The organism is Plectonema radiosum NIES-515 (genome assembly GCF_025753815.1).
Taxonomy (GTDB): Bacteria; Cyanobacteriota; Cyanobacteriia; order Cyanobacteriales; family Nostocaceae; genus Hassallia; species Hassallia radiosum_A.
In genome coordinates, this window is sequence record NZ_JAOWRF010000357.1 from 1 (window position 1) to 21,294 (window position 21,294).

14 protein-coding genes are annotated in these 21,294 nt (G+C 41.4%); all 14 read left to right on the plus strand.

What is annotated here, in order from left to right; genetic code table 11:
• Positions 1 to 1,485, plus strand: a 1,485-nt coding sequence (locus OGM63_RS25180; RefSeq protein WP_263748415.1) for an iron uptake porin, incomplete at its 5' end; no start/stop codon positions are given.
• A 222-nt stretch (positions 1,486 to 1,707) separates the two neighbouring features.
• On the plus strand, positions 1,708 to 4,365 hold the full coding sequence (gene clpB, locus OGM63_RS25185; protein ID WP_263748416.1) for an ATP-dependent chaperone ClpB: 2,658 nt from the start codon (positions 1,708 to 1,710) through the stop codon (positions 4,363 to 4,365).
• A gap of 457 nt (positions 4,366 to 4,822) precedes the next feature.
• Complete coding sequence (locus OGM63_RS25190; RefSeq protein WP_263748417.1) at positions 4,823 to 5,458, plus strand: class I SAM-dependent methyltransferase; 636 nt, start codon at positions 4,823 to 4,825, stop codon at positions 5,456 to 5,458.
• A gap of 204 nt (positions 5,459 to 5,662) precedes the next feature.
• Positions 5,663 to 7,642, plus strand: a complete 1,980-nt coding sequence (gene htpG, locus OGM63_RS25195; protein WP_263748418.1) for a molecular chaperone HtpG — start codon at positions 5,663 to 5,665, stop codon at positions 7,640 to 7,642.
• A 400-nt stretch (positions 7,643 to 8,042) separates the two neighbouring features.
• Positions 8,043 to 8,279, plus strand: coding sequence for a 50S ribosomal protein L28 (gene rpmB / locus OGM63_RS25200; protein WP_263748419.1), 237 nt, complete (start codon positions 8,043 to 8,045; stop codon positions 8,277 to 8,279).
• Positions 8,280 to 9,088: 809 nt separating this feature from the next.
• Positions 9,089 to 14,089 (plus strand): hormogonium polysaccharide biosynthesis protein HpsA, encoded by a 5,001-nt coding sequence (gene hpsA / locus OGM63_RS25205; RefSeq protein WP_263748420.1) that lies wholly within the window; start codon positions 9,089 to 9,091, stop codon positions 14,087 to 14,089.
• Positions 14,090 to 14,119: 30 nt separating this feature from the next.
• Entirely contained in the window at positions 14,120 to 14,887 is a 768-nt protein-coding gene (gene hpsB / locus OGM63_RS25210) for a hormogonium polysaccharide secretion pseudopilin HpsB (RefSeq protein ID WP_263748421.1), read from the plus strand.
• Positions 14,888 to 14,930: 43 nt separating this feature from the next.
• Entirely contained in the window at positions 14,931 to 15,935 is a 1,005-nt protein-coding gene (hpsC, locus tag OGM63_RS25215) for a hormogonium polysaccharide secretion pseudopilin HpsC (RefSeq protein ID WP_263748422.1), read from the plus strand.
• A gap of 59 nt (positions 15,936 to 15,994) precedes the next feature.
• Positions 15,995 to 16,669, plus strand: a complete 675-nt coding sequence (locus OGM63_RS25220; protein ID WP_263748423.1) for a pilus assembly FimT family protein — start codon at positions 15,995 to 15,997, stop codon at positions 16,667 to 16,669.
• Positions 16,670 to 16,885: 216 nt separating this feature from the next.
• Positions 16,886 to 17,851, plus strand: coding sequence for a hormogonium polysaccharide biosynthesis glycosyltransferase HpsE (gene hpsE / locus OGM63_RS25225; RefSeq protein ID WP_263748424.1), 966 nt, complete (start codon positions 16,886 to 16,888; stop codon positions 17,849 to 17,851).
• A gap of 4 nt (positions 17,852 to 17,855) precedes the next feature.
• Positions 17,856 to 18,845 (plus strand): hormogonium polysaccharide biosynthesis glycosyltransferase HpsE, encoded by a 990-nt coding sequence (hpsE, locus tag OGM63_RS25230; protein WP_263748425.1) that lies wholly within the window; start codon positions 17,856 to 17,858, stop codon positions 18,843 to 18,845.
• Positions 18,846 to 18,860: 15 nt separating this feature from the next.
• Entirely contained in the window at positions 18,861 to 19,826 is a 966-nt protein-coding gene (locus tag OGM63_RS25235; protein WP_263748426.1) for a glycosyltransferase, read from the plus strand.
• A 164-nt stretch (positions 19,827 to 19,990) separates the two neighbouring features.
• Positions 19,991 to 20,590, plus strand: a complete 600-nt coding sequence (locus tag OGM63_RS25240; protein WP_263748427.1) for a pilus assembly FimT family protein — start codon at positions 19,991 to 19,993, stop codon at positions 20,588 to 20,590.
• A 33-nt stretch (positions 20,591 to 20,623) separates the two neighbouring features.
• A complete protein-coding gene (locus OGM63_RS25245) occupies positions 20,624 to 21,259 on the plus strand; it encodes a TIGR04282 family arsenosugar biosynthesis glycosyltransferase (RefSeq protein WP_263748428.1) in 636 nt (211 codons plus the stop codon).
• The last annotated feature ends 35 nt before the right edge of the window (positions 21,260 to 21,294 follow it).

Sequence of the window (21,294 nt, forward strand, 5' to 3'; positions counted from 1 at the left end):
GGAGTGGGGTTTCCTAGCCCAATGCTCAATGCCCAATGCTCAATGCCCAATGCTCAATGCCCAATTGCTAATCTGGACGGGGATTCTGAGTTGTTAACTCAACAAACTTCAGTTTCTCAACTGTCTGATGTGCAACCAACAGATTGGGCTTATCAGGCATTACGATCGCTTGTCGAACGTTACAATGTTATCTCTGGCTTTGGCGATCGCACTTTTAAAGGCAATCGTCCTCTGACGCGTGATGAATTTGCCGCAGGTCTAGCGGCTACTTTAGATAAAGTTGAAGGCTTGATTGCCACAGCCATCAGCGACCAATACATCCAAGAAGATATTATCACCTTAAGACGGTTGCAAAAAGAATATCGGTCTGCTTTAGATGACTTGCAAAAACGTGTCAACACAACAAGCGATCGCGCAAATTATCTCGAAGCACATCAATTTTCTACCACAACAAAGCTGCAAGGTCAATTAATTTTTGCCCCCACCAGCGGTAGTCATGCTCACAGTACTATAATCGCCCGTTCGCGCTTAAATCTCAATACCAGCTTTAACGAACAAGATTTACTCGTCACTCAGTTAGAATCTGGTAACAATGGTGGTGATGCCATTAATTTAGCACAGCAGGAAAACTCTAATAATCTGGCAAACAGCGGTTTTATCGGCAATTATGGAGGACTCGATTACACCAACGTAGACGAAAACTTGCATCTGAGGCGATTATACTACTCGTTTCGTCCAATGCCAGATTTAGCCGTCACCGTTGGGGCAAAATTGCTGCCACGGGATTTTATAGATCGTAACAGATATGCGAACAACGAAGCGGTTGATTTTAGTTCTACCTTTTTGATCAATAATCCTCTGATTGTTCAAAATCAAATAGATCGAGAAGGTGGTGCAGGTGTCGCGATCGCATGGCAACCAAAAAATAGCAAATTCACCGTGCGATCGCTTTACATCGCTGCCAACGCTAATCAATCTAATTCAACCACAAACAGCGGTTATGAGTGCGATCGCCGTCAAGGCAGTGTAGAAGTGGAGTATTCCCCAAGTTCGCGCTTCGCATTGCGACTACAATATACTAATGCGGAAATTAACAACACTAATATCAATGCCTTTGGTGTCAATGCCGAATATAACTTAAATCGCAACACCGGAATTTTTACGCGTTTGGGAGTCGGTAACTACCAAGGATTTAACACTGCCATCAACCAAAATATAGATTTACATCCTTTGAGTTGGGCAATCGGTGTCGGTTTGCGTAACTTCGTTCTTCCCGGAACCGTTGCCGGTGTAGCGATCGGTCAACCTTTCGTTGCTGAAAATTTTGGTAACGCTACCCAAACCAACTTCGAGGCATTCTACAATCTACAGTTAAACGACAATATCAGTATTACCCCTATACTATCCCTAGTCAGCAACCCTAATAACGATAGCTCCAACGGCACTATCTGGCAAAGTACACTCAGAACGGTGTTTTCGTTTTAGATTAGGGAATGGGGAAGGGAAAGTTAGGAGGAGCGGAGGAGCGGAGGAGCGGAGGAGCGGAGGAGCGGAGGAGCGGAGGAGCGGAGTTACTGTAACTTCTAAGTACCTAATTCCACAGCCTAAATTGCAACCGCTTTCTCCACGCTGATAATGTTGAAATCATCATTATTTGGAAACCTCTTTAATCCAAAATCTAAAATCTAAAATCCAAAATTATTAAAGATGCAGCCTACAGATCCAAATAAATTTACTGATAAAGCCTGGGAAGCGATCGTTAAATCTCAGGATGTAGTTCGTGCTTATCAACAACAGCAATTAGATGTTGAACATTTAATTATTGCTTTATTAGAAGAACCCACAGGATTAGCAACACGCATTCTCGGACGGTGTGAGGTTGATCCGTTTCGTTTGCAGGAGCAAGTCGAAGCTTTTACCCAGCGTCAGCCGAAAGTTGGCAAAAATGAGCAGCTTTACCTCGGTCGCAATTTAGATATGATGTTAGACCGAGCCGAAGAAGCAAGAGTTAGGATGAAGGATTCCTTTATTTCTGTGGAACACATGCTTCTGGCTTTTGCGGAAGACGATCGCATCGGACGCAAAATGCTCAAAGCTTTTAATTTGGACTCCTCCAAGTTAGAGGCTACCATCAAAACCGTTCGGGGTAGCCAAAAAGTAACCGATCAAGCTCCAGAATCTCGTTACGAAGCTTTGCAAAAGTTCGGCAGAGACTTGACAGAACAGGCAAAAGCTGGTAGGCTAGACCCCGTAATCGGACGCGATGACGAAATCCGCCGCGTCATTCAAGTATTGTCGCGTCGCAGCAAGAATAACCCGGTATTAATTGGGGAACCTGGGGTAGGTAAAACAGCGATCGCCGAAGCTTTAGCACAACGCATGGTTAACGGTGACGTTCCCGAATCTTTGAAAAATCGCCAGTTAATTTCCCTAGATATGGGTAGTTTGATTGCTGGGGCAAAATATCGAGGTGAATTTGAAGACCGTTTAAAAGCAGTTTTACGTGAAGTTACTGAATCCAACGGTCAAATAGTTTTATTTATTGACGAGTTGCATACCGTTGTTGGTACAGGTTCTAACCAACAAGGAGCGATGGATGCCGGGAATTTGCTTAAACCGATGTTAGCACGAGGAGAACTGCGTTGTATTGGCGCGACAACCTTGGATGAGTACCGTAAATACATCGAAAAAGATGCCGCATTAGAAAGACGCTTTCAGCAAGTATTTGTCGATCAACCCAGCGTGGAAAATACCATTTCCATTTTGCGCGGTTTGAAAGAACGTTACGAAGTGCATCATAATGTAAAGATTTCTGATTCAGCGTTAGTTGCTGCGGCTACATTGTCATCAAGATATATAAGCGATCGCTTTTTGCCAGATAAAGCGATCGACTTAGTAGATGAAGCCGCAGCCCAGTTGAAAATGGAAATAACCTCCAAACCGGCGGAATTGGAAATTGTTGACCGTCGCTTAATGCAGCTAGAAATGGAAAAGCTGTCATTGGCTGGGGAAGAGAAAGGTACGCCGCAAACAAAAGAGCGTTTGCAGCGAATTGAGCAAGAAATCGCCAATTTGACCGAAAAGCAGCAGGAATTTAATGAGCAATGGCAAGGTGAAAAGCAGTTATTAGAAGCTATCAGTGCTTTAAAGAAACACGAAGAAGCGCTGCGGGTACAAATTGAGCAAGCCGAACGCGCTTACGATCTCAATAAAGCTGCCAAGTTAAAATATGACGATTTGGAGCGAGTACAGCGTGACTTAGAAGTCAAAGAAGCGCAACTTTTGGAAACTCAAAACCAAGGTACTACTCTACTACGGGAACAAGTCACCGAAGCTGATATTGCCGAAATTGTCGCAAAATGGACGGGAATTCCCGTAAATCGCCTTTTGGAATCGGAACGGCAAAAATTACTGCAACTAGAAAGCCATTTGCACGAACGAGTCATAGGGCAAGAGGAAGCTGTAGAAGCCGTATCAGCCGCAATTCGTCGCGCTCGTGCGGGGATGAAAGACCCAGGGCGCCCCATTGGCTCATTTTTGTTCATGGGACCAACTGGGGTGGGGAAAACCGAGCTTGCACGGGCATTAGCGCAGTTTCTCTTCGATTCTGGTGACGCATTGGTGCGTTTGGATATGTCTGAGTATATGGAGAAACATTCGGTTTCTCGGTTAGTGGGAGCGCCTCCCGGATACGTAGGTTATGAAGAAGGCGGTCAACTTTCCGAAGCAATTCGCCGTCGTCCTTACTCAGTGGTGCTTTTGGATGAAGTGGAAAAGGCGCATCCAGATGTGTTTAACATTTTGTTGCAGGTTTTGGATGACGGTAGAATTACGGATTCTCAGGGAAGACTGGTTGACTTTAGAAACACAGTGATTGTCATGACGAGTAACATCGGTAGCGAATACATTTTGGATGTATCTGGTGATGACTCCAAATATGGCATGATGCAAAAGCGGGTAACAGAAGCTTTGCGATCGCACTTTCGCCCAGAGTTTCTCAACCGCGTCGATGATATAATTATTTTCCACACCCTGAGTCGCCAAGAAATGCGACATATCGTCCAAATTCAACTCAAACGGGTGCAAAATCTGCTCGCAGACCAAAAAATCTCATTGGAGATATCCCAAGCCGCGTGCGATCGCCTAGTAGAAATCGGTTACGATCCAGTTTACGGTGCACGTCCCATCAAACGGGCAATTCAGCGAGAAGTCGAAAATGCGATCGCTACCAAGTTGTTAGAGAACACCTTTATCTCTGGCGACACGATTGTAATCGACAAAGGCGATAACGGACTCACCTTTAACAAAAAAGTCACAGTTAAAGTCTCAGTCCCACAAATTACCACATTGTCGCGGGAAGAATAGTAACCGTCGTAGAGACGTTCCGTCGGAACGTCTTTACAATAGACGTTCCATCGGAACGTCTTTACAATAGACGTTCCATCGGAACGTCTTTACAATAGACGTTCCATCGGAACGTCTTTACAATAGACGTTCCATCGGAACGTCTTTACAATATATGTCATTTGTCCAACATGATATAATTTGAGTCCGAGTCGCGGCAAGAATAGTAACCGTCGTAGAGACGTTCCGATGGAACGTCTCTACAATAGACGTTCCGATGGAACGTCTCTACAATATATGTGATTTGTCGGACATGATATAATTTGAGTCGGATTTATCCGACTTGAGCTATCAGACTGGGACTTAAGTCCCAGGCTGTTCGTAATTACAAAAACATTTTTCACCTCAAATTGTTACTAGGACTGATTTTTTGGGAAAAATTTAGTAGTAAACCCACCACTTTAATCAGTCCATTCTTATGGAACTCATTAGCTCATTAAACCTGAAAAATTCCGAATATTTATCAAAAGATAGGCTGATTAGTTACCATCACCAGTTGCGTCTAATATTTACATTAGGCTCACAGGTAAAAAACATCCTAGAAATTGGGATTTTTAATTCCCTGTTAACGGATCTCCTCAAACGCAATGGCTACAATGTCACCACTGCGGATATTGACCCCAGCTTAGAACCAGACATAATTTTGGATCTCACAACTGACTTTTCCACGCTCAAAGATAAATTTGACGCGATTGTACTGTTTCAAGTGCTAGAACACTTGCCTTATCAACAATCAGAAGAAGCCTTAAAACAACTTGCACTGATTACAAAGAAATTTTTAGTAATTTCGATTCCTTATAACGCTCAATTCTTGGCACTTCAAATAAAATATTCTTATGCACATAGGTCAAGGTATTTATTACTTCATCTGCCAAAATTTTGGAGTACAAAACCAGTTTGTAACGAGCATTATTGGGAAATGGGGCTAAAAGGATATCCCAAAAAGCGGATTTTAGACTCAGTTGCCAAAGCAGGATTAACCATCAAGCAAGAATTTACCGACCCCATCCATCCATATCACTATTTTTTAGTGTTGGAAAAAAATAGCAAGTAGCAGCATATTTAGCAGGGGTAGGGAAATCCGAATCACTCTATGGGGGCAAACAACGCTGAAAAAACAAGCGATCGCCTAAGCTATGCCTTTACAATCCTAATTGGTATCATGCCCTCTACTATTCTTCAGGTTTATCCTTGAAAGCAGATGGCTATGATGTAGCCACAGTCATAATTCAGATACTATTACCGTACCTTAAGAATCATGCTTGAACAAGGCACTATCAGTATCCATACTGAGAATATTTTCCCGATTATCAAAAAGTCGCTCTACTCCGACCACCAAATATTCTTGCGAGAACTGGTCTCCAACGCTGTAGATGCCATCCAAAAGCTGAACATGGTATCTCGTGCTGGGGAATACGCAGGTGAGACCGGCGAACCAGAAATTCAAATTGCCATTGACAAAAACAACAAAACCCTCTCCATTACCGACAACGGCATTGGGATGACTGCCGATGAGGTGAAAAAATATATCACCCAAGTAGCTTTCTCCAGTGCCGAAGAATTTATTCAAAAGTACCAAGGCAAATCAGACCAACCGATAATCGGTCACTTTGGTCTGGGCTTTTACTCCTCCTTCATGGTGGCGCAAAAAGTTGAAATTGATACCTTATCTTATAAAGAAGGTTCACAACCTGTTCACTGGAGTTGTGATGGTTCTCCACAGTACACCTTGGAAGACTCACCCCGGACAACTCGTGGCACCACCATTACCCTCACCCTGCAAGAGGAAGAAGAAGAATATTTAGAATCATCACGAATTAAGAATCTTGTCAAGACTTATTGCGATTTCATGCCAGTACCCATCAAACTAGAGGGTGAGGTGTTAAACAGGCAGAAAGCACCTTGGCGAGAATCTGCCAGTAGCTTGAGTCAAGAAGATTACTTAGAGTTTTACCGCTACCTATATCCTTTCCAAGAAGAACCGCTGTTGTGGGTGCATTTGAATACAGATTATCCGTTTATCATCAACGGGATTTTGTATTTTCCCAAAATGAAGCCAGATGTCGATGTAACAAAAGGGCAAATTAAGCTATTTTGTAACCAAGTTTTCGTCAGTGACAATTGCGAAGAAATTATTCCACAGTTTCTGGTTCCCATGCGGGGTGTAATTGATAGCGCTGATATTCCCCTGAATGTATCGCGGAGTGCCTTGCAAAGCGATCGCACCGTGCGGAAAATAGGCGATTATATAGCCAAGAAAGTAGGCGATCGCTTAAAAGAAGTTTATCGAGGCGATCGCGAACAATACATCAGCATCTGGAAAGACCTCAGCACCTTCGTTAAATTTGGTGTCCTCAACGACGATAAATTCAAAAAGCAAGTCGAAGACATCATCATCTTCCGCACCACCGCCAAGCTATCAGAAAAAACCGCTGACACCCCAGCAGTACAGGTACAATCAGAAGAAGGCGATGCATGGCAAGATGTCACCTCCCAAACGGCTGATTCCACCCCTCAATCCCCATACACCACCCTCAAAGAATACCTAGAACGTAACAAAGAACGCCACGAAAACCGCGTTTTCTACTGCACCGATCCAGCCACCCAAGCTACCTACGTAGAATTGCACAAAAACCAAGGCTTAGAAGTCCTATTTATGGACTCCTTCATCGACACACACTTCATCAACTTCCTAGAGCAAGAATATAACGATGTTAAATTCACGCGGGTAGACTCCGACTTAGATAACACCCTGCTGGATAAAGACAAAGCTAGCGAAATAGTTGACCCCACAACCAACAAAACCCGCAGTGAAGTCGTCAAAGAACTCTTTGAAAAAGCACTCAACAAACCCAGACTCAACATCCGCACCGAAGCTTTGAAATCAGACGACCCCCAAGGGACACCACCAGCAATGGTACTATTACCAGAAATTCTGCGCCGTCTGCGAGAAATGAACGCTATGATGCAGCAACAAAGCGCAGGGTTTCCCGAAGACCACATTTTGCTAGTAAATACCGCTCACCCCCTGATTCAAAATCTGGCGAACCTCAACCAAGGCAGTATAATTCAAGGTGATGGTCAGTCGCCCACAGGTCAATTGGTGAACATGATTTGCCAACACGTCTACGATTTGGCACTGATGTCTCAGAAAGGCTTTGACGCCGAAGGAATGAAATCCTTCGTCGAACGCTCAAATGAAGTCCTCACCAAGCTGACAGAACAAGCCGCAAAATAATCACCCTGGCAGAGCCGGGAAATGGTAGGGTGCGTTAGGGAACCGTAACGCACCTTCATTAGAGACGTTCCAATACGGTTCGGATAAGAAATATTTGATAAACCAAAAACCTTGTAGAGACGCGATATATCGCGTCTCTACATACCCTAAATCACCACGAAAAATCAGACGAGCGAACCGTATTGAGAGACGTTCCGGTGGAACGTCTCTACAATATATCGACCTAGGGCTTGCAAAATCGTCCCCTAAAGGAAGCAAAGCTTACCAGCGAATGTCTACTCTGGGCTGCTGCCTCATCTTCTCACATTGCTAATGCCGCAAGGATATAATATTGCACCTTACTGGATAGAAATTTAATACAATAAGAGATTGTGTTCAAGATAAATAGGATATTCTGAGTATGTCTCGTCGCTGTGAACTAACTGGTAAAAAGGCAAATAACGCCTTTGCAATTTCCCACTCCCACCGTCGTACCAAGCGACTTCAGTACCCAAATTTGCAAAGCAAGCGCGTTTGGTGGCCCCAAGGAAACCGTTGGGTTAAACTGAAACTATCAACCAAAGCCATCAAAACCTTAGAAACCAAAGGGTTACACGCAATGGCAAAAGAAGCCGGCATTAACCTCAATCATTACTAAAAATCGCTAATTCCTTAAAACATGTCCTATGTTGCGTGCATTTTCGTAGTAAGCGCTTCAGCGCTTTAGCCTCTACTACAACCCCACCAAAATTAATCTGGTAAATTATCAGACTAACTGCACAGAAGACTTCCACTCAAGCCTCCCCTAAGTCGGGAGGCTTTTAACTATCTAAGTGGACGGAAAAAATTATTTGTTGTCCGAAGCGATCGCTCCTTGGGTCTCGTTCACGGAGAGTCTCCGACAGTAGAAGACAAGCAATCGCAAACCGCAAGCGATCGCTTCATTCACTTCGGACATAGTTATGTTTATTTATTTCCATCCACTTAATAGACATCTCCAGAATTTAATTATGCGTTGCCCGATACCAAGAGACGTAGCAATGCTACGTCTCTACGTCTTTTCTGGAGATGTCTAATATTAATTTTTCATCAACTGATATGTTTTCTTTAACAGATGGGTACTATAAGTTTACTTTGCTAACAACAGCTTCAGGAAATCACCTGTTGCGGAAATACCTTTGGTAAAATTAATCTTAAATTATGACAGTATTATCCTTTTTCGGCGATAAATTCAATAATTCAGATAAAATCCGTATTTACCGGAATAATCCCCAATTGTGAAAAATGATATAACTCTAATAAATCGGATTTTTGGCGTAAATACCACATTGAAAAAACGGGAAAACATAGTAAATTAGTCACATAAATAAAATCTTTGCATTAGCCTGCGAAATTATTCGATAGGCTTAATTTTCAATTTCAAAAAAATACAAAAAGTAGTCAAATCCACTTGACAGGAAAGCAGCTATGTCTTCAAAACGCCAGCTAGTCAAGGCAATAAAAATATTATCCAAAAGGTTTAGTAAATTTAGCAATAAATATCTAACTATAATTAACAAGCCAATTAATTGGCTATTGCGGACTTTATTTATCACCCAAAGACGCCGAGAATCAACGAATGCCGGTTTTGTCTTGCCAACAGTGGCAATGGTAGCGCTTGTAGTTGTGCTGTTAACAACTGCGATTTTATTTAGGTCTTTTGATAGAAGTAAAAACGCTAGTAACGTGCGGGTAAATGAAGCAGTTCTCAATGCTGCGGCTCCAGCAATTGATAGAGCTAGAGCTAAATTAGATGCTTTATTTGAAGACCCAACATTACCACGAGGAACTCCCTCAGATAGCGCTTTATATGACGCTATTAAAAAAGATAAATACAGACTTGGTGATGAAACTCGTTTGAAGCTGGCTTATGACTTTAATGGTAATACTGGCATCCAGTCAAGTACCGCAAATTTGGAAAACGACGAAACTCTAAAAACAGCCTGGAAATTTGCCGTAGATACAGATAACAACGGCAAAAAAGACACCTATACTTTATACGGAATTTACTTCCGCTCACCGACTAGAAATACTACCACAGGGCAGTTTAACCGCAAAAGAAATCCCTTGGAAGCTAGAACCCCACCAATGGATAATGCCAATACAAACACCAACTGTCCAAGTGCTAGCGGTTTTTCTAGCCTGGTGGGTAATTCTAGTTGGTATAAACTGCAATCAGGCAATCTAGGTAAAAGCTTTTTTGTCTATACAGTTAATGTACCAATTACTAACACTGGTGGAAATACGGACTACGAAATCTATAAAGGAGATAAAGGTTTTGCCGCATTAGAATTTCAACAAGACCGAAGTCGGGTTCCTATAGCTTATAACGCAGTTTGGTCTGAACACGATCTAGAAATTACACCTGGTGCAGCCTTAGCAGTGAATGGGAGACTTCACACTAATGGCAACTTGCTCATTGGGGGAGGTGGTCCAGGTGATATTGAGTTACGGCAAGTCAGCAGTAAGTCATCGTGTTTTTATAACCAAGAAAATGGGCAGATTACTGTTGGAGGCAACGTAGGAACTGGAAGTATTGCTCAAAACACCGATCAAAAAGCTGCTAAAGTTCATTTTTATAAAGGTTTTGGCAATGCACCACTAAAAAATACAGCAGATATAGAGATTAAGAGTACTAGCAGATCTACTGATAGTGCCGGCGGTGGATCTATCGGCTTTAACGATGATGCATACAATCAACGCATTGCCAGGATGAAGACTGATGCGATCGCTCTTTGTTCATCATGTAACACTGCAACTACTGGTAGTGCTGTTAAATCAGCTGTTGCAGCTAGTGGCTACCCAGACGATATTAAAAAAAATGTTGACGAACGTGTTCAATCTTCTGATGATGACAGCACAGCGAGAAAGATTCTTGCAGATGAAATAGAACTTTACCTCAAAAACCGTACACGCCGCGTACCCTTCGCTGAAGTACCTTTTGGAGGAGACGCATTAACTAACTATAGCGCTATTACCTCTAGTTCATTTGAACCCCCAGCAATTTGGAGAGAGCCATTAGACAGCACTAACAAGTTAAATAATTTAGCTAGTGGTACAGATATTAAAGTCACTCCATCTCAGCTAGAGGCTACAGAACCAACAAAACGCAACCAAGAAGGTGTTCAGACTAAATTAGGCGATCGCATTTTTGTCGGTAACAACCTACCTGCATTATGGAAATTAGGTGACAAATATGTTGGCATGGATGGTCAACAGCGAATTTTTAATAACAGCAGCGCTGTTAACTGGACAAGACCACCTGGTTCTCGGCAAAGATGGCGTAACACTCAAATCCAAAGTCTTGGTGATCTGGGTATTTCAGCACGAAATGGCTTTTGGGAAAAAAACGCCGCGAAGATTCCAGAAAATGATTTAGATAACGTCGGTGGAGTCCGCATTGTAACTGGTGCTGGGATTTATGTTGATGGTCCTGTTAACAATCCATCCGGTCCTTATTACGGTCGCGACACTAATTCATTTTTGACACTTCCAACTGCTGCCCCAGGTTTCACTCCTGCTGCGACTGATATACTGGTCTGGCCCGACACCATGCCCATGAGTAGCCCTAACCTAACACAAACACTTAAGGGCGATTTACTAATGCGGGCAACTGCGGTATATCACTACAAAAATAACGCTGGTGATGACCAAACCCCGATAGCTTGTGTTAGTAGCTACCACGACCCCAGCTATAAATATTTGTTCTCCGATGGTAATAATAACGGCGTTAGAGATGCAGGCGATGTAGAATACAATTCCGCTAAAAATAGAGGTACTCTACCCAACGTCACAGAGCTAAATGATAGCAGCATTCAACAAGGTAGATCTAACAACGGTGTTGTTTACAACTTCCCTGGCAGAAGTACCTTTGCCACCTACAAAGCTCATCTAGCAAGACAAGCAAACTTAGTCTTTCCTAATGGGCGTCGAGTAAATCAACCCTTAAAGGATGCTCTAGATAAAATTGGCACTGGGACTACAGTACCGACAGGTGATACCAGTAACTTAGAACTGGCAGATTATTCAGCAATTGATACAGCCCTGTGTGCGATTTATATTCTCAATAATGAAACCAGTTTCGTTACTCCAACTAACCAGCCTCCTCATGGTGCTATCAAAGAAGCATCTTTCCTAGATGCGAGAGAAATTAAACAGGCTAACTTTGCAACTGCCACTGACCCTACCGACTATCTTTTAGACCTTGAACAGCGTCAACCCTTAGAAGTTCGGGTAACTGATATTAATCTAGCGCAGCTAATCACTACAGCGATTACAGGTACAGTTGGAGGCACAAGTACAGAATATCTGTTACCGATGAGTGGCATTATTTACGCCACCAGAGAAGATGCATTAATAGATAAAAGTAACACAACTGCTCAGTCAGAATTACTTAGCCCAACTGATTTTCGGCTTGACCCCACTCGTCGCCCCAATGGTATCCGCCTTTATAACGGTGATACCTTAGCAAGGAATAACAGCAATACTTTCACCGCTAGAGAAAAGGGTCTGATTTTAGCAACGGATTTACCTGCATATATCAAAGGTAGATTTAACTTGCACCGTACTGACACCAGCACTAGCACAGAAATTGAAGAATTTCAAACATTAGAATCTACCAGCTTCTACGATCGCAGCGATCCTCAAACCAAGTTTGCTTGTCGTCCAGGAAGAACAGGTTGTCCTACTGATGGGGGAGATTTCTGGCGATCGGCAACAGTTGTTGCTGATTCGATGACGCTGCTATCTAGCACTTTTGTCGATGGTGCCCGCAACCAAGGCGATTTTGACCTAAACAACAACACTGGTATTCCACTTACAAGCAACTTAAATCTAACCAGCTTGCCCACCAACATAAATAACCCTCGACTGAAAAACGGCTTTTTGGAAAACAACTACCTCACCAGTGCTGATTGGTGGCAACCAGTTAATGGAGTTGGTAATACAATTGTGCCAAAAACTGTATTAGGTTCCTACACAATCAATGGTGTAACACCAATTCAGCGACGGGCAAATGGTTTCCCCTTGTATGTGATGGAAATCTGCCGTGAAGAGTTGATTTCAAACTGTACGACTACTACTAACTGGAAGTGGGCGGTAGGATTTGATGTCAACGGAGACGGCGACTTAGAAGACACAGTTTCTTTTGACGCTAATGGAGACGGAACTGTAGATCCTAATGATACAGAGAAGGTAGTCAAAGCTAATAAATTAGGGCAAGCCATACGTGCTGCTAGAGTTTCTAACCCTGATACTAACAGTGACAACATACTCACTAGTAGCGAATTAAGTTGGACAGATAATACTGGATTCACTGGTTCTGTTGCCAAGAGTATCAGACAAAGACTTGGGGCTGGCGATACAGGTAGTTCGGCTTTAGTTGTGGGAGATAGACGTTATCCTCGACGGGTTGCTTTTGCGCGCAATGGCAACAACTTACTAGAAAGCAGTACTGGTATCTATAAACCTATGGGGGTAGGTTGTCCCGTAGACACCACAGGTAGTAACTTTAACGGAAACGGATGTAACACAACCGATGCAACAGCAACAAATCGTTACGGAATATCTGGAGGCAATATTAGCGCTCTCTGGTTCCGAACAACAAGTACAGGTGCTACCCCAGGCATTAACCCAACTTATAGAAATGACCAGTCCCTATTCTATTTGCCGCCGATTGATGGTTCTGACAGTGATGCTAATCCGGATTTAGATGGTCAACCAATTTTAGTACCTGTCTTGCAAATTCATGATGCAAATAGCAGACCAAATGATACTCTCAGGCAGGACTCAGCAATACAAACGCAGTTTAGGGATAATTGGCTAAAAAAAGCCGATACTGGCACCACCATATTTAATGTGACCTTCGTAGTTGGAAACAGTCCTAGTAGACCTAGTGAAGTGTCAGCAGGGTTGCAAAACTTAGTACGCTTTTTGGAAAGCTGGGAAGGTAGAACAACCAGAATTCGTGGTGGCTTTATTCAGTTAAAGCGGAGTAGCTACGCTACAGCGCCGATTTCACCCCTTTTGAAAAGCAGAGGGGTATTGGGTACTGACACTACAACTACTCTGGGTAATCTCAGCATATATGACTACCCATTTGATAATTACCCAATTGAAGACGGCGATGGTTTGTTACCTTTCTACTCAGCACCCACTCGAAACTGGGGTTTTGATGTCGGACTTTTGTCAGAGCAACCTGACTTGTTTGCTCAGAGATTTACTCAACCCTCTACAGGTCGTCCAAGTGAGTTCTTTCGAGAAGTAGGTCGAGATGATGTTTGGGTGAAAACATTGCTTTGTGCGGGTGAAGCAAATAACCGCACAGGAATCGTAACTACAGCAGGAGGCAGTGTTACTTACTCTACCAATGCTGTTCCTAACGAATATCGTCCACAAAGCTGTCCAAGCGTACCAAATGACAATGGCTAAACATCGGGTTTGAATATAGGGTAAATTGCCATGACGACAGCAAAACAAGCAAGCAAACAAACACTACAAGCTACTAAAGCTGGAAAAATACTTGCATCCTACTCAAAATCTCGCCAAGAGGGTTTCACGATAATCGAATCTTTAGTAGCGATCGTAGTCGTTAGCGTGTTGCTAGCAGCGATCGCTCCAGTCATTATCCTATCAGTCGCAACCCGCGTTCAAGCCCGAAGGGTAGAATTTGCAACCCAAGCTGCTAAATCGTATATAGATGGAGTGAGAACTAAGCAAATTGAACCCCCATCAGCCACTAGTGATAGCCTCCTTAAAGATTTTCCTGCTCCCACAAACCCAGGAAGCTTGAACTGTGCAGCAAACTCCTACTGCACAACTACAGGGACAACATCAACAGGAACTCCCCCATCTCCAACTAATTTGTATTGCATAGATTTTGATGGTGATAATACCTGCAAAAACAGTAGTACTACAGATATGGTTGTCCAAGTTTTTCGTAACAAAACCTCTACAACCGGATATGCCTTAGGGGTGCGGGTTTACAGAGCAAATGCTTTTAAAAGTGGCATCACTTTCAAAGCACTGAAAGATAGCACTTCAAACAATCCAATTAAACAGCAACAGACTTTCACTGGGGGAACTGGCTTAGGAAATCAGCAAGCACCATTAGTAGAAATGTCAACAGATATTACGGATACAGTACCTAGCTATGGCGACCTTTGCAACCGTCTTCAAGGTTCCGACCCAACTAACCAACCACTCGACAAAGGTTGTAGCACCAATTGAATCTTAATTCTTCAGCATCTGTTAATAAAAGGGAAACCGTAACATGATGAGTTCACTCAAATTTATACTGAGCCTTAAATTAAAATACTTTGGCATAAATAATAAAAATAGTGGCTTTACCCTAATTGAACTGCTAATAGGAATGGTGCTAGCTATACTGATCATCACCCCTTTATTGGGATTTATGATTGACATTCTAGACAGCGATCGCAAAGAACAAGCCAAAGCAACTAGCGAGCAAGAAATTCAGGCTGCACTTGATTTCATTGAGCGTGATTTACAGCAAGCAGTTTATATTTACGATGCTGATGGATTAACTAGAGACGGAGATAATACAACTCCTCCTACTCCTCCTACTATTCTTCCTGCTAATTCAGGAATTCAAAACCGAATACCACCCGTAAAGGAAGCTCCTAATTGTAAGCAAACCAACGCTGATGGAACTGTTTGCCAACCAATTCTAGTTTTTTGGAAGCGCGAATATTTGGCTGATAGTGTTGGCGTGACTTCTAAAACAGATACTGTTAAAGACGATGGCTTTGCTTATTCATTAGTGGCATATTACTTAATTACAAATCCGACTGGTGGTAATTCTACCTGGTCGCGTTCAGCACGCATTGGTAGATTTCAAATTCGAGGTAAAATTAGTGCGCCTTATTCTAATACTAAAGGCGAAGATTCTAGTCCTGGGTTTAATCCACCACCTCTAGACCCAACCATTCCTGGTTCTAGCCTCAAGGAAAAGATGAATCAATGGAAAGCAGACTCAGTAGCTTACACCGCACGAGCCGAGACTTTACTTGATTATATTAGCACTAGTGGACCTGCGATTACTTGTCCGACTAATTCAGAACCTATAGGAACTAACACATCTGGATTTTATGCTTGTGTAGAAGCGGATAAAGTATTGGCAAAGATTTACTTAAGAGGTAATGCCTATTTTCGCCTTAACAATAATAATCAAATTCAGTATTCTGACAATGTTGCTACTTATTTCCCTACTGCAAGCATTCAAGTGCAAGGACGCGGATTTTTACCTGCCAAATAACTTTTATAACTTCTGATAGTTAATTTACGAAAGGTAGTATGTATAGCGTGGGTTTATTAATGTTAAAAATAAATCATAAAAAATCTCTAGTAGCAACATTAAAGCAGCGATTAGCAGGTGAAAACCGCTACACTTCTGGGTACGTCGAACAGAATGCCGGCTTCACTCTGATCGAGTTGATAGCAGTAGTGGTAATGGTAGGAATTTTAGCAGCGATCGCCGCTCCTGGCTGGGTTGGTTTTACCAACCGACAGCGAGTAAATAAAGCTAACGATGTCGTCTTAGCTGCATTACAAGACGCACAACGACAAGCTAAAAAGAAAAAACTCAGCTATAGCGTTAGTTTTACAACTAATAACACTAATAAAGTTCCACAAATTGCCATACACCCTAGCGATTCTACACCTGATAATTACTGGCGTGATTTAGGTGGAGACTTAGAAATTAAACCACGACAAATATTGCTTGGTACAAACCTCAGTCATAGAAACACTAAGGGCAATTCTTTCATTTACGCTTCCGCCTATAATTCCAATGCACCACAAACAATTACTTTCAATTATATGGGTATTTTAGCAACTAAGACTGATAGTAATTCTTCTGATACAGGTTTAAAAGTTCTAGTAGCTGTACCTAACCCTGGAACTACCACAGCAAGTGAGCTAAAACGATGTGTCATTGTAGACACTCTTCTTGGAGGAATGCGAACTGCAAAAGATGACAAGTGTAACTAAATAATAAATGCGATCGCTAAACAATAATAAAAATTCCATAAAAATACCGAACCGGAAATTGCACATTCAGAGGAAACTTGAAATATCAGTGCGATTTTTGTTTATATATATCTCATGAGTGATGGCAAATTAGCCACATAGTAACTTTGACTAGATTTTTTGTCTTTGACTGGGCATACTAAAAAAGTGACCTAATAGCAATACAGTTTTTGCGCTATGACTGAGTACCTCGACTTTACTGTAGCCATCCCAACTTATAACGGTGAAAGTCGCTTGCCTGAACTTTTAGAACGACTACGAAATCAAATTTTCACGGAAAAATTATTGTGGGAAATCATTGTTGTAGATAATAACAGCACTGATAATACAGCTAAAGTCGTTCAGGCATATCAAGAAAATTGGCAATGTGCTTACCCATTAAAGTATTGCTTTGAACCTCAACAAGGAGCAGCTTACGCTCGAAAACGTGCAGTTGAAGAAGCGTCAGGGTTATTGATAGGTTTTCTTGATGATGACAACTATCCGGCATTAAATTGGGTGCAAGCAGCTTATGATTTTGCTCAAAAGCACACCCTCGCAGGAGCTTTTGGTAGCCAAATCTGGGGTGATTTTGAAGTCCAACCACCAGAAAACTTTCATAAAATAGCTTCTTTTTTAGCTATCACCGAACGAGGTAATGAACCCCACATATATCAGCCACAGATGAAAATGCTACCCCCAGGAGCAGGCTTAGTAGTCCGTAAACAAGCTTGGTGCGAAAATGTTCCGCAACATACTTTTTTAAACCACAAAGGTAGAGAAGCGGGTTTAGCAAGTGAAGATTTAGAAGTTGTATTGCATATTCAGCTTGGTGGTTGGGAGATTTGGTATAACCCAGAAATGCACGTTTATCATAAAATACCTGCTTGGCGATTGCAAAGAGAATATTTAATTCTTCTATTTCGCTGCGTTGGTTTAAGTCGTTATCATTTACGGATGCTGAGAACAAAACCTTGGCAAAGACCTTTAGCGAGCGTAGCATACTTCGTTAATGATTTACGCAAAATTATAATTCACAGTTTCAAATATCGACGTGCAATTAACAGTGACTTAATTACTGCTTGTGAAAGAGAATTATTAGTCAGCAGTTTCATCAGTCCTTTTTATCTTTTTAAAATAAAATATTTATTTGCTCCCAAGTAATAATATGAAAAATGACATTTGCCATTTAACTTTAGCTATTCCTACATATAACAGTGAAGACCGTTTAGCTAAACTTCTGGATAAGCTGAAAAGCCAGATTTTTGAAGAAAATATAAATTGGGAAATAGTTATTATTGATAATAATAGTAAAGATAACACTGCCCTTGTAATTGAGAATTACCAAAAAACCTGGAATAGTCAAATTTCGTTGAGGTACTTTTTGGAAAAAGAACAGGGAGCCGCATTTGCAAGGGTTAGAGCCGTAAAAGAAGCCAGAGGTGAGATAATCGCATTTCTAGATGATGATAATTTACCTGCATCTGATTGGGTCGCACAAGCTTATACCTTTGGTCAAAAATATCCTCAAGCTGGTGCATGGAGCGGTCAAATACATGGTGAATACGAGGTGAAACCGCCAGATAATTTTGAAAGAATTCAAGCTTTTATGGCTATTAGAGAGCACGGAAATGAATTCCATTTATTCGATCCAGATAATTTAAGGCTTCCTCCCGGTGCAGCACTTGTAGTTCGGAAACAAGCATGGTGCGAAAATGTGCCACAACGACCTAATTTAACAGGAAAATTACCAGGATTGATGGTACAAGGTGATGATTATGAACCATTGCTTTATATACACAAAGGAGGTTGGCAAATTTGGTATAACCCTGCCATGCATACCTATCATCAAATACCACATTGGCGATTAGAAAAAGATTATTTGATCAGCTTGGCTAGAGGCTGTGGTCTATGTCATTGTCAGCTACGCTTTATCAATGCCAAAACATGGCAAAAACCCATTGTGTTTGCTAGAACTTATTTAGCAAATTTACGGCGAGTTTTACGACATTTAGTTAAGTATAGAGGTCAATTAAACAATGATGTAATTGCACGTTTTGAAATTGAGTTTTACTTGAGTAGTATGATAAGTCCTTTCTATTCTTTAAAATGTTACTTTGTCAGTATTTTTGGGAAGAATAAGGTTGTAAAAACCTAGTAAACAAATCCCAAAGTGCCGAAGATTTCTGTCGTCATACCAGCATATAATTGTGCTAAAACTATTCAACAAACCATCGATTCCGTTTTAAACCAAACTTTTAGTGATTTTGAACTACTTATAATTAATGATGGTTCAACTGATGCAACTTCAAATGTTCTTTCACAAGTTAAAGATTTACGAATAAAAGTTTTTTCATATACTAATGCGGGTGGAAATGTGAGTCGGAATCGTGGCATTAACCATGCAATAGGAGAATTTATTAGTTTCTTAGATGCAGACGATATTTGGACACCTGATAAGCTAGCGACTCAGTTAAAGGCTTTAAAAGAAAATCCAACTACAAAAGTTGCTTATAGTTGGACAGATTATATTGATGAAAATGGTAAATTTGTCTCTTCAGGTACTCACATTAGTCTAAATGGAAATGTTTATGAAGAGTTATTGGTGAAAAATTTTTTAGAGAATGGTTCTAACCCATTGATTTGTAAAGATGCTCTGCTCGCAGTTGGTGGATTTGATGAATCTTTGGTTGCTGGTCAGGATTGGGATATGTGGTTGCGATTAGCGCGGGAATTCAATTTTGTCGCTGTACCATATGTGCAAATATTATATAGAATAAGTGCTAATTCTCTGTCTTGTAATCTTGCAAGACAGGAAAAAGCTTGTCTGCAAGTTCTTAATAAAGCGTACATTACAAGCCCTGAATCTTTACAGTATCTGAAAGCTTACAGCTTTGCAAATCTCTATAAATACCTCACATGGAAAGCTTTACAAAATCCGCTTAATCGACAAAAAGGTTTAGCAGGGGCTTTATTTTTATGGAAGTATATCAAAAATGATTCTTTGCGTTTAAAGAGTATAAATTTAACATTAATACTTTTATTTAAAATAGTCGTTATTCTGATGCTACCGTCTGCTTTGTCTACAGCATTATTAGGAAATATGAAGATACTTGCTAAGAAAGTGAAAAACGCCTGATATTTGCGGCTTTAACAATTTAATTGAAAAATACAGCAAATCTAATACACGTAGAGACGTAGCAGTGCTACGTCTCTACAAGGAGAGGGGTTTTATTATGTACTTCATTTACCTGAAATCTCCTGTAAATACCGCTAGTGCATTTACCATGTCTAGTTTATTTAATGAAAATAAATATTTTGAGAAACTCCTCTAACAGTGGCTTTTCGCTGGTAGAGATGTTGGTAGTTATTTTTATAATCGGGATATTAAGCGCGATCGCTTTCCCCAGTTGGCTAAGTTTTGTAAACACTCGTCGTCTCAACGTTGCCCAAGATGAAATTTATCGTGCCATGCGTCAGGCTCAAAGTCAAGCAAAAAAACAAAAATTAACCTGGCAAGTTAGCTTTCGTGAACAAAACAATATCGTTCAATGGGCAGTTCATCAAGCAAAAGCAGAACAATTCATTCCTGAAGCCGTCACTACCAACGATAAGCTATGGAATAATCTCGATTCAAATATTCGGATTGATAGTGAGACAACTTTAAGAAAACAAACTGTATCTGGGGCGTGGCGAGTTATATTTAATTACCAAGGCTGTCCTGTATACAATGTTGGAGATGAGTGTATTAACACATCACTACAAGCATTAGGACAGATGACTTTGTACATCCCAAATAGTCCTAAAGTCAAGCGTTGCGTGTATGTTTCGACAATTTTAGGGGCAATGCGAATGGCAAAAGAGCGTGCTACGGCTAACGAAAACGGCAAGTATTGCTATTAAGATATTTTTGGTTGATTTAAAACAAGGTATTGCGTGCTGAAATCACCAAAATACTCGAAACAGCATCTGATTATTTTTACTCGCTATCCAGAACCGGGAAAGACAAAAACTCGGCTGATACCTGCTTTGGGCAGTGTTGGTGCTGCGAATCTTCAGCGAGAGATGACTGAATATACATTATCTCAGGTTAAAGAATTACAAGCAAGCACTGCCATTTCTTTAGAAGTGCGGTTTGCGGGTGGTAATTTGCAATTGATGCAAGATTGGCTGGGGTCTGATTTAGTTTATCAGTTACAAGGTGAAGGCGATCTGGGTTCGCGGATGATGCGATCGCTCTTAAATTCCTTTCAAAATAATGCAGAACAAGTAGTTATCATTGGTACTGATTGCCCTGGTGTAAATCCTCAGATTCTCGCAACAGCTTTTAAGCAACTCCACGTCTTTAACTTGGTGCTTGGTCCTGCGGTAGACGGTGGCTATTATTTGATTGGTTTACAGCAGCCGTTTCCCGAATTATTGACTAACATCGATTGGGGAACTTCTCAAGTTTTATCACAAACTGTGGAGATTGCCCAGAAACTTAATTTATCAGTGGCTTACTTACCTACCTTAGCTGATGTTGACCGTCCAGAGGATCTGCCGATTTGGGAACAAGGGACTAGGGAGTAGGGAGAGGGGAGTGGAGGAGTGGAGGAGTGGGGGAG

Bases quoted from the DNA above. Each gene is read 5' to 3' on its own strand.
- clpB (WP_263748416.1), top strand. From the start codon at position 1,708: ATGCAGCCTACAGATCCAAATAAATTTACTGATAAAGCCTGGGAAGCG.
- OGM63_RS25190 (WP_263748417.1), top strand. From the start codon at position 4,823: ATGGAACTCATTAGCTCATTAAACCTGAAAAATTCCGAATATTTATCA.
- htpG (WP_263748418.1), top strand. From the start codon at position 5,663: ATGCTTGAACAAGGCACTATCAGTATCCATACTGAGAATATTTTCCCG.
- rpmB (WP_263748419.1), top strand. From the start codon at position 8,043: ATGTCTCGTCGCTGTGAACTAACTGGTAAAAAGGCAAATAACGCCTTT.
- hpsA (WP_263748420.1), top strand. From the start codon at position 9,089: ATGTCTTCAAAACGCCAGCTAGTCAAGGCAATAAAAATATTATCCAAA.
- hpsB (WP_263748421.1), top strand. From the start codon at position 14,120: ATGACGACAGCAAAACAAGCAAGCAAACAAACACTACAAGCTACTAAA.
- hpsC (WP_263748422.1), top strand. From the start codon at position 14,931: ATGATGAGTTCACTCAAATTTATACTGAGCCTTAAATTAAAATACTTT.
- OGM63_RS25220 (WP_263748423.1), top strand. From the start codon at position 15,995: ATGTTAAAAATAAATCATAAAAAATCTCTAGTAGCAACATTAAAGCAG.
- hpsE (WP_263748424.1), top strand. From the start codon at position 16,886: ATGACTGAGTACCTCGACTTTACTGTAGCCATCCCAACTTATAACGGT.
- hpsE (WP_263748425.1), top strand. From the start codon at position 17,856: ATGAAAAATGACATTTGCCATTTAACTTTAGCTATTCCTACATATAAC.
- OGM63_RS25240 (WP_263748427.1), top strand. From the start codon at position 19,991: ATGAAAATAAATATTTTGAGAAACTCCTCTAACAGTGGCTTTTCGCTG.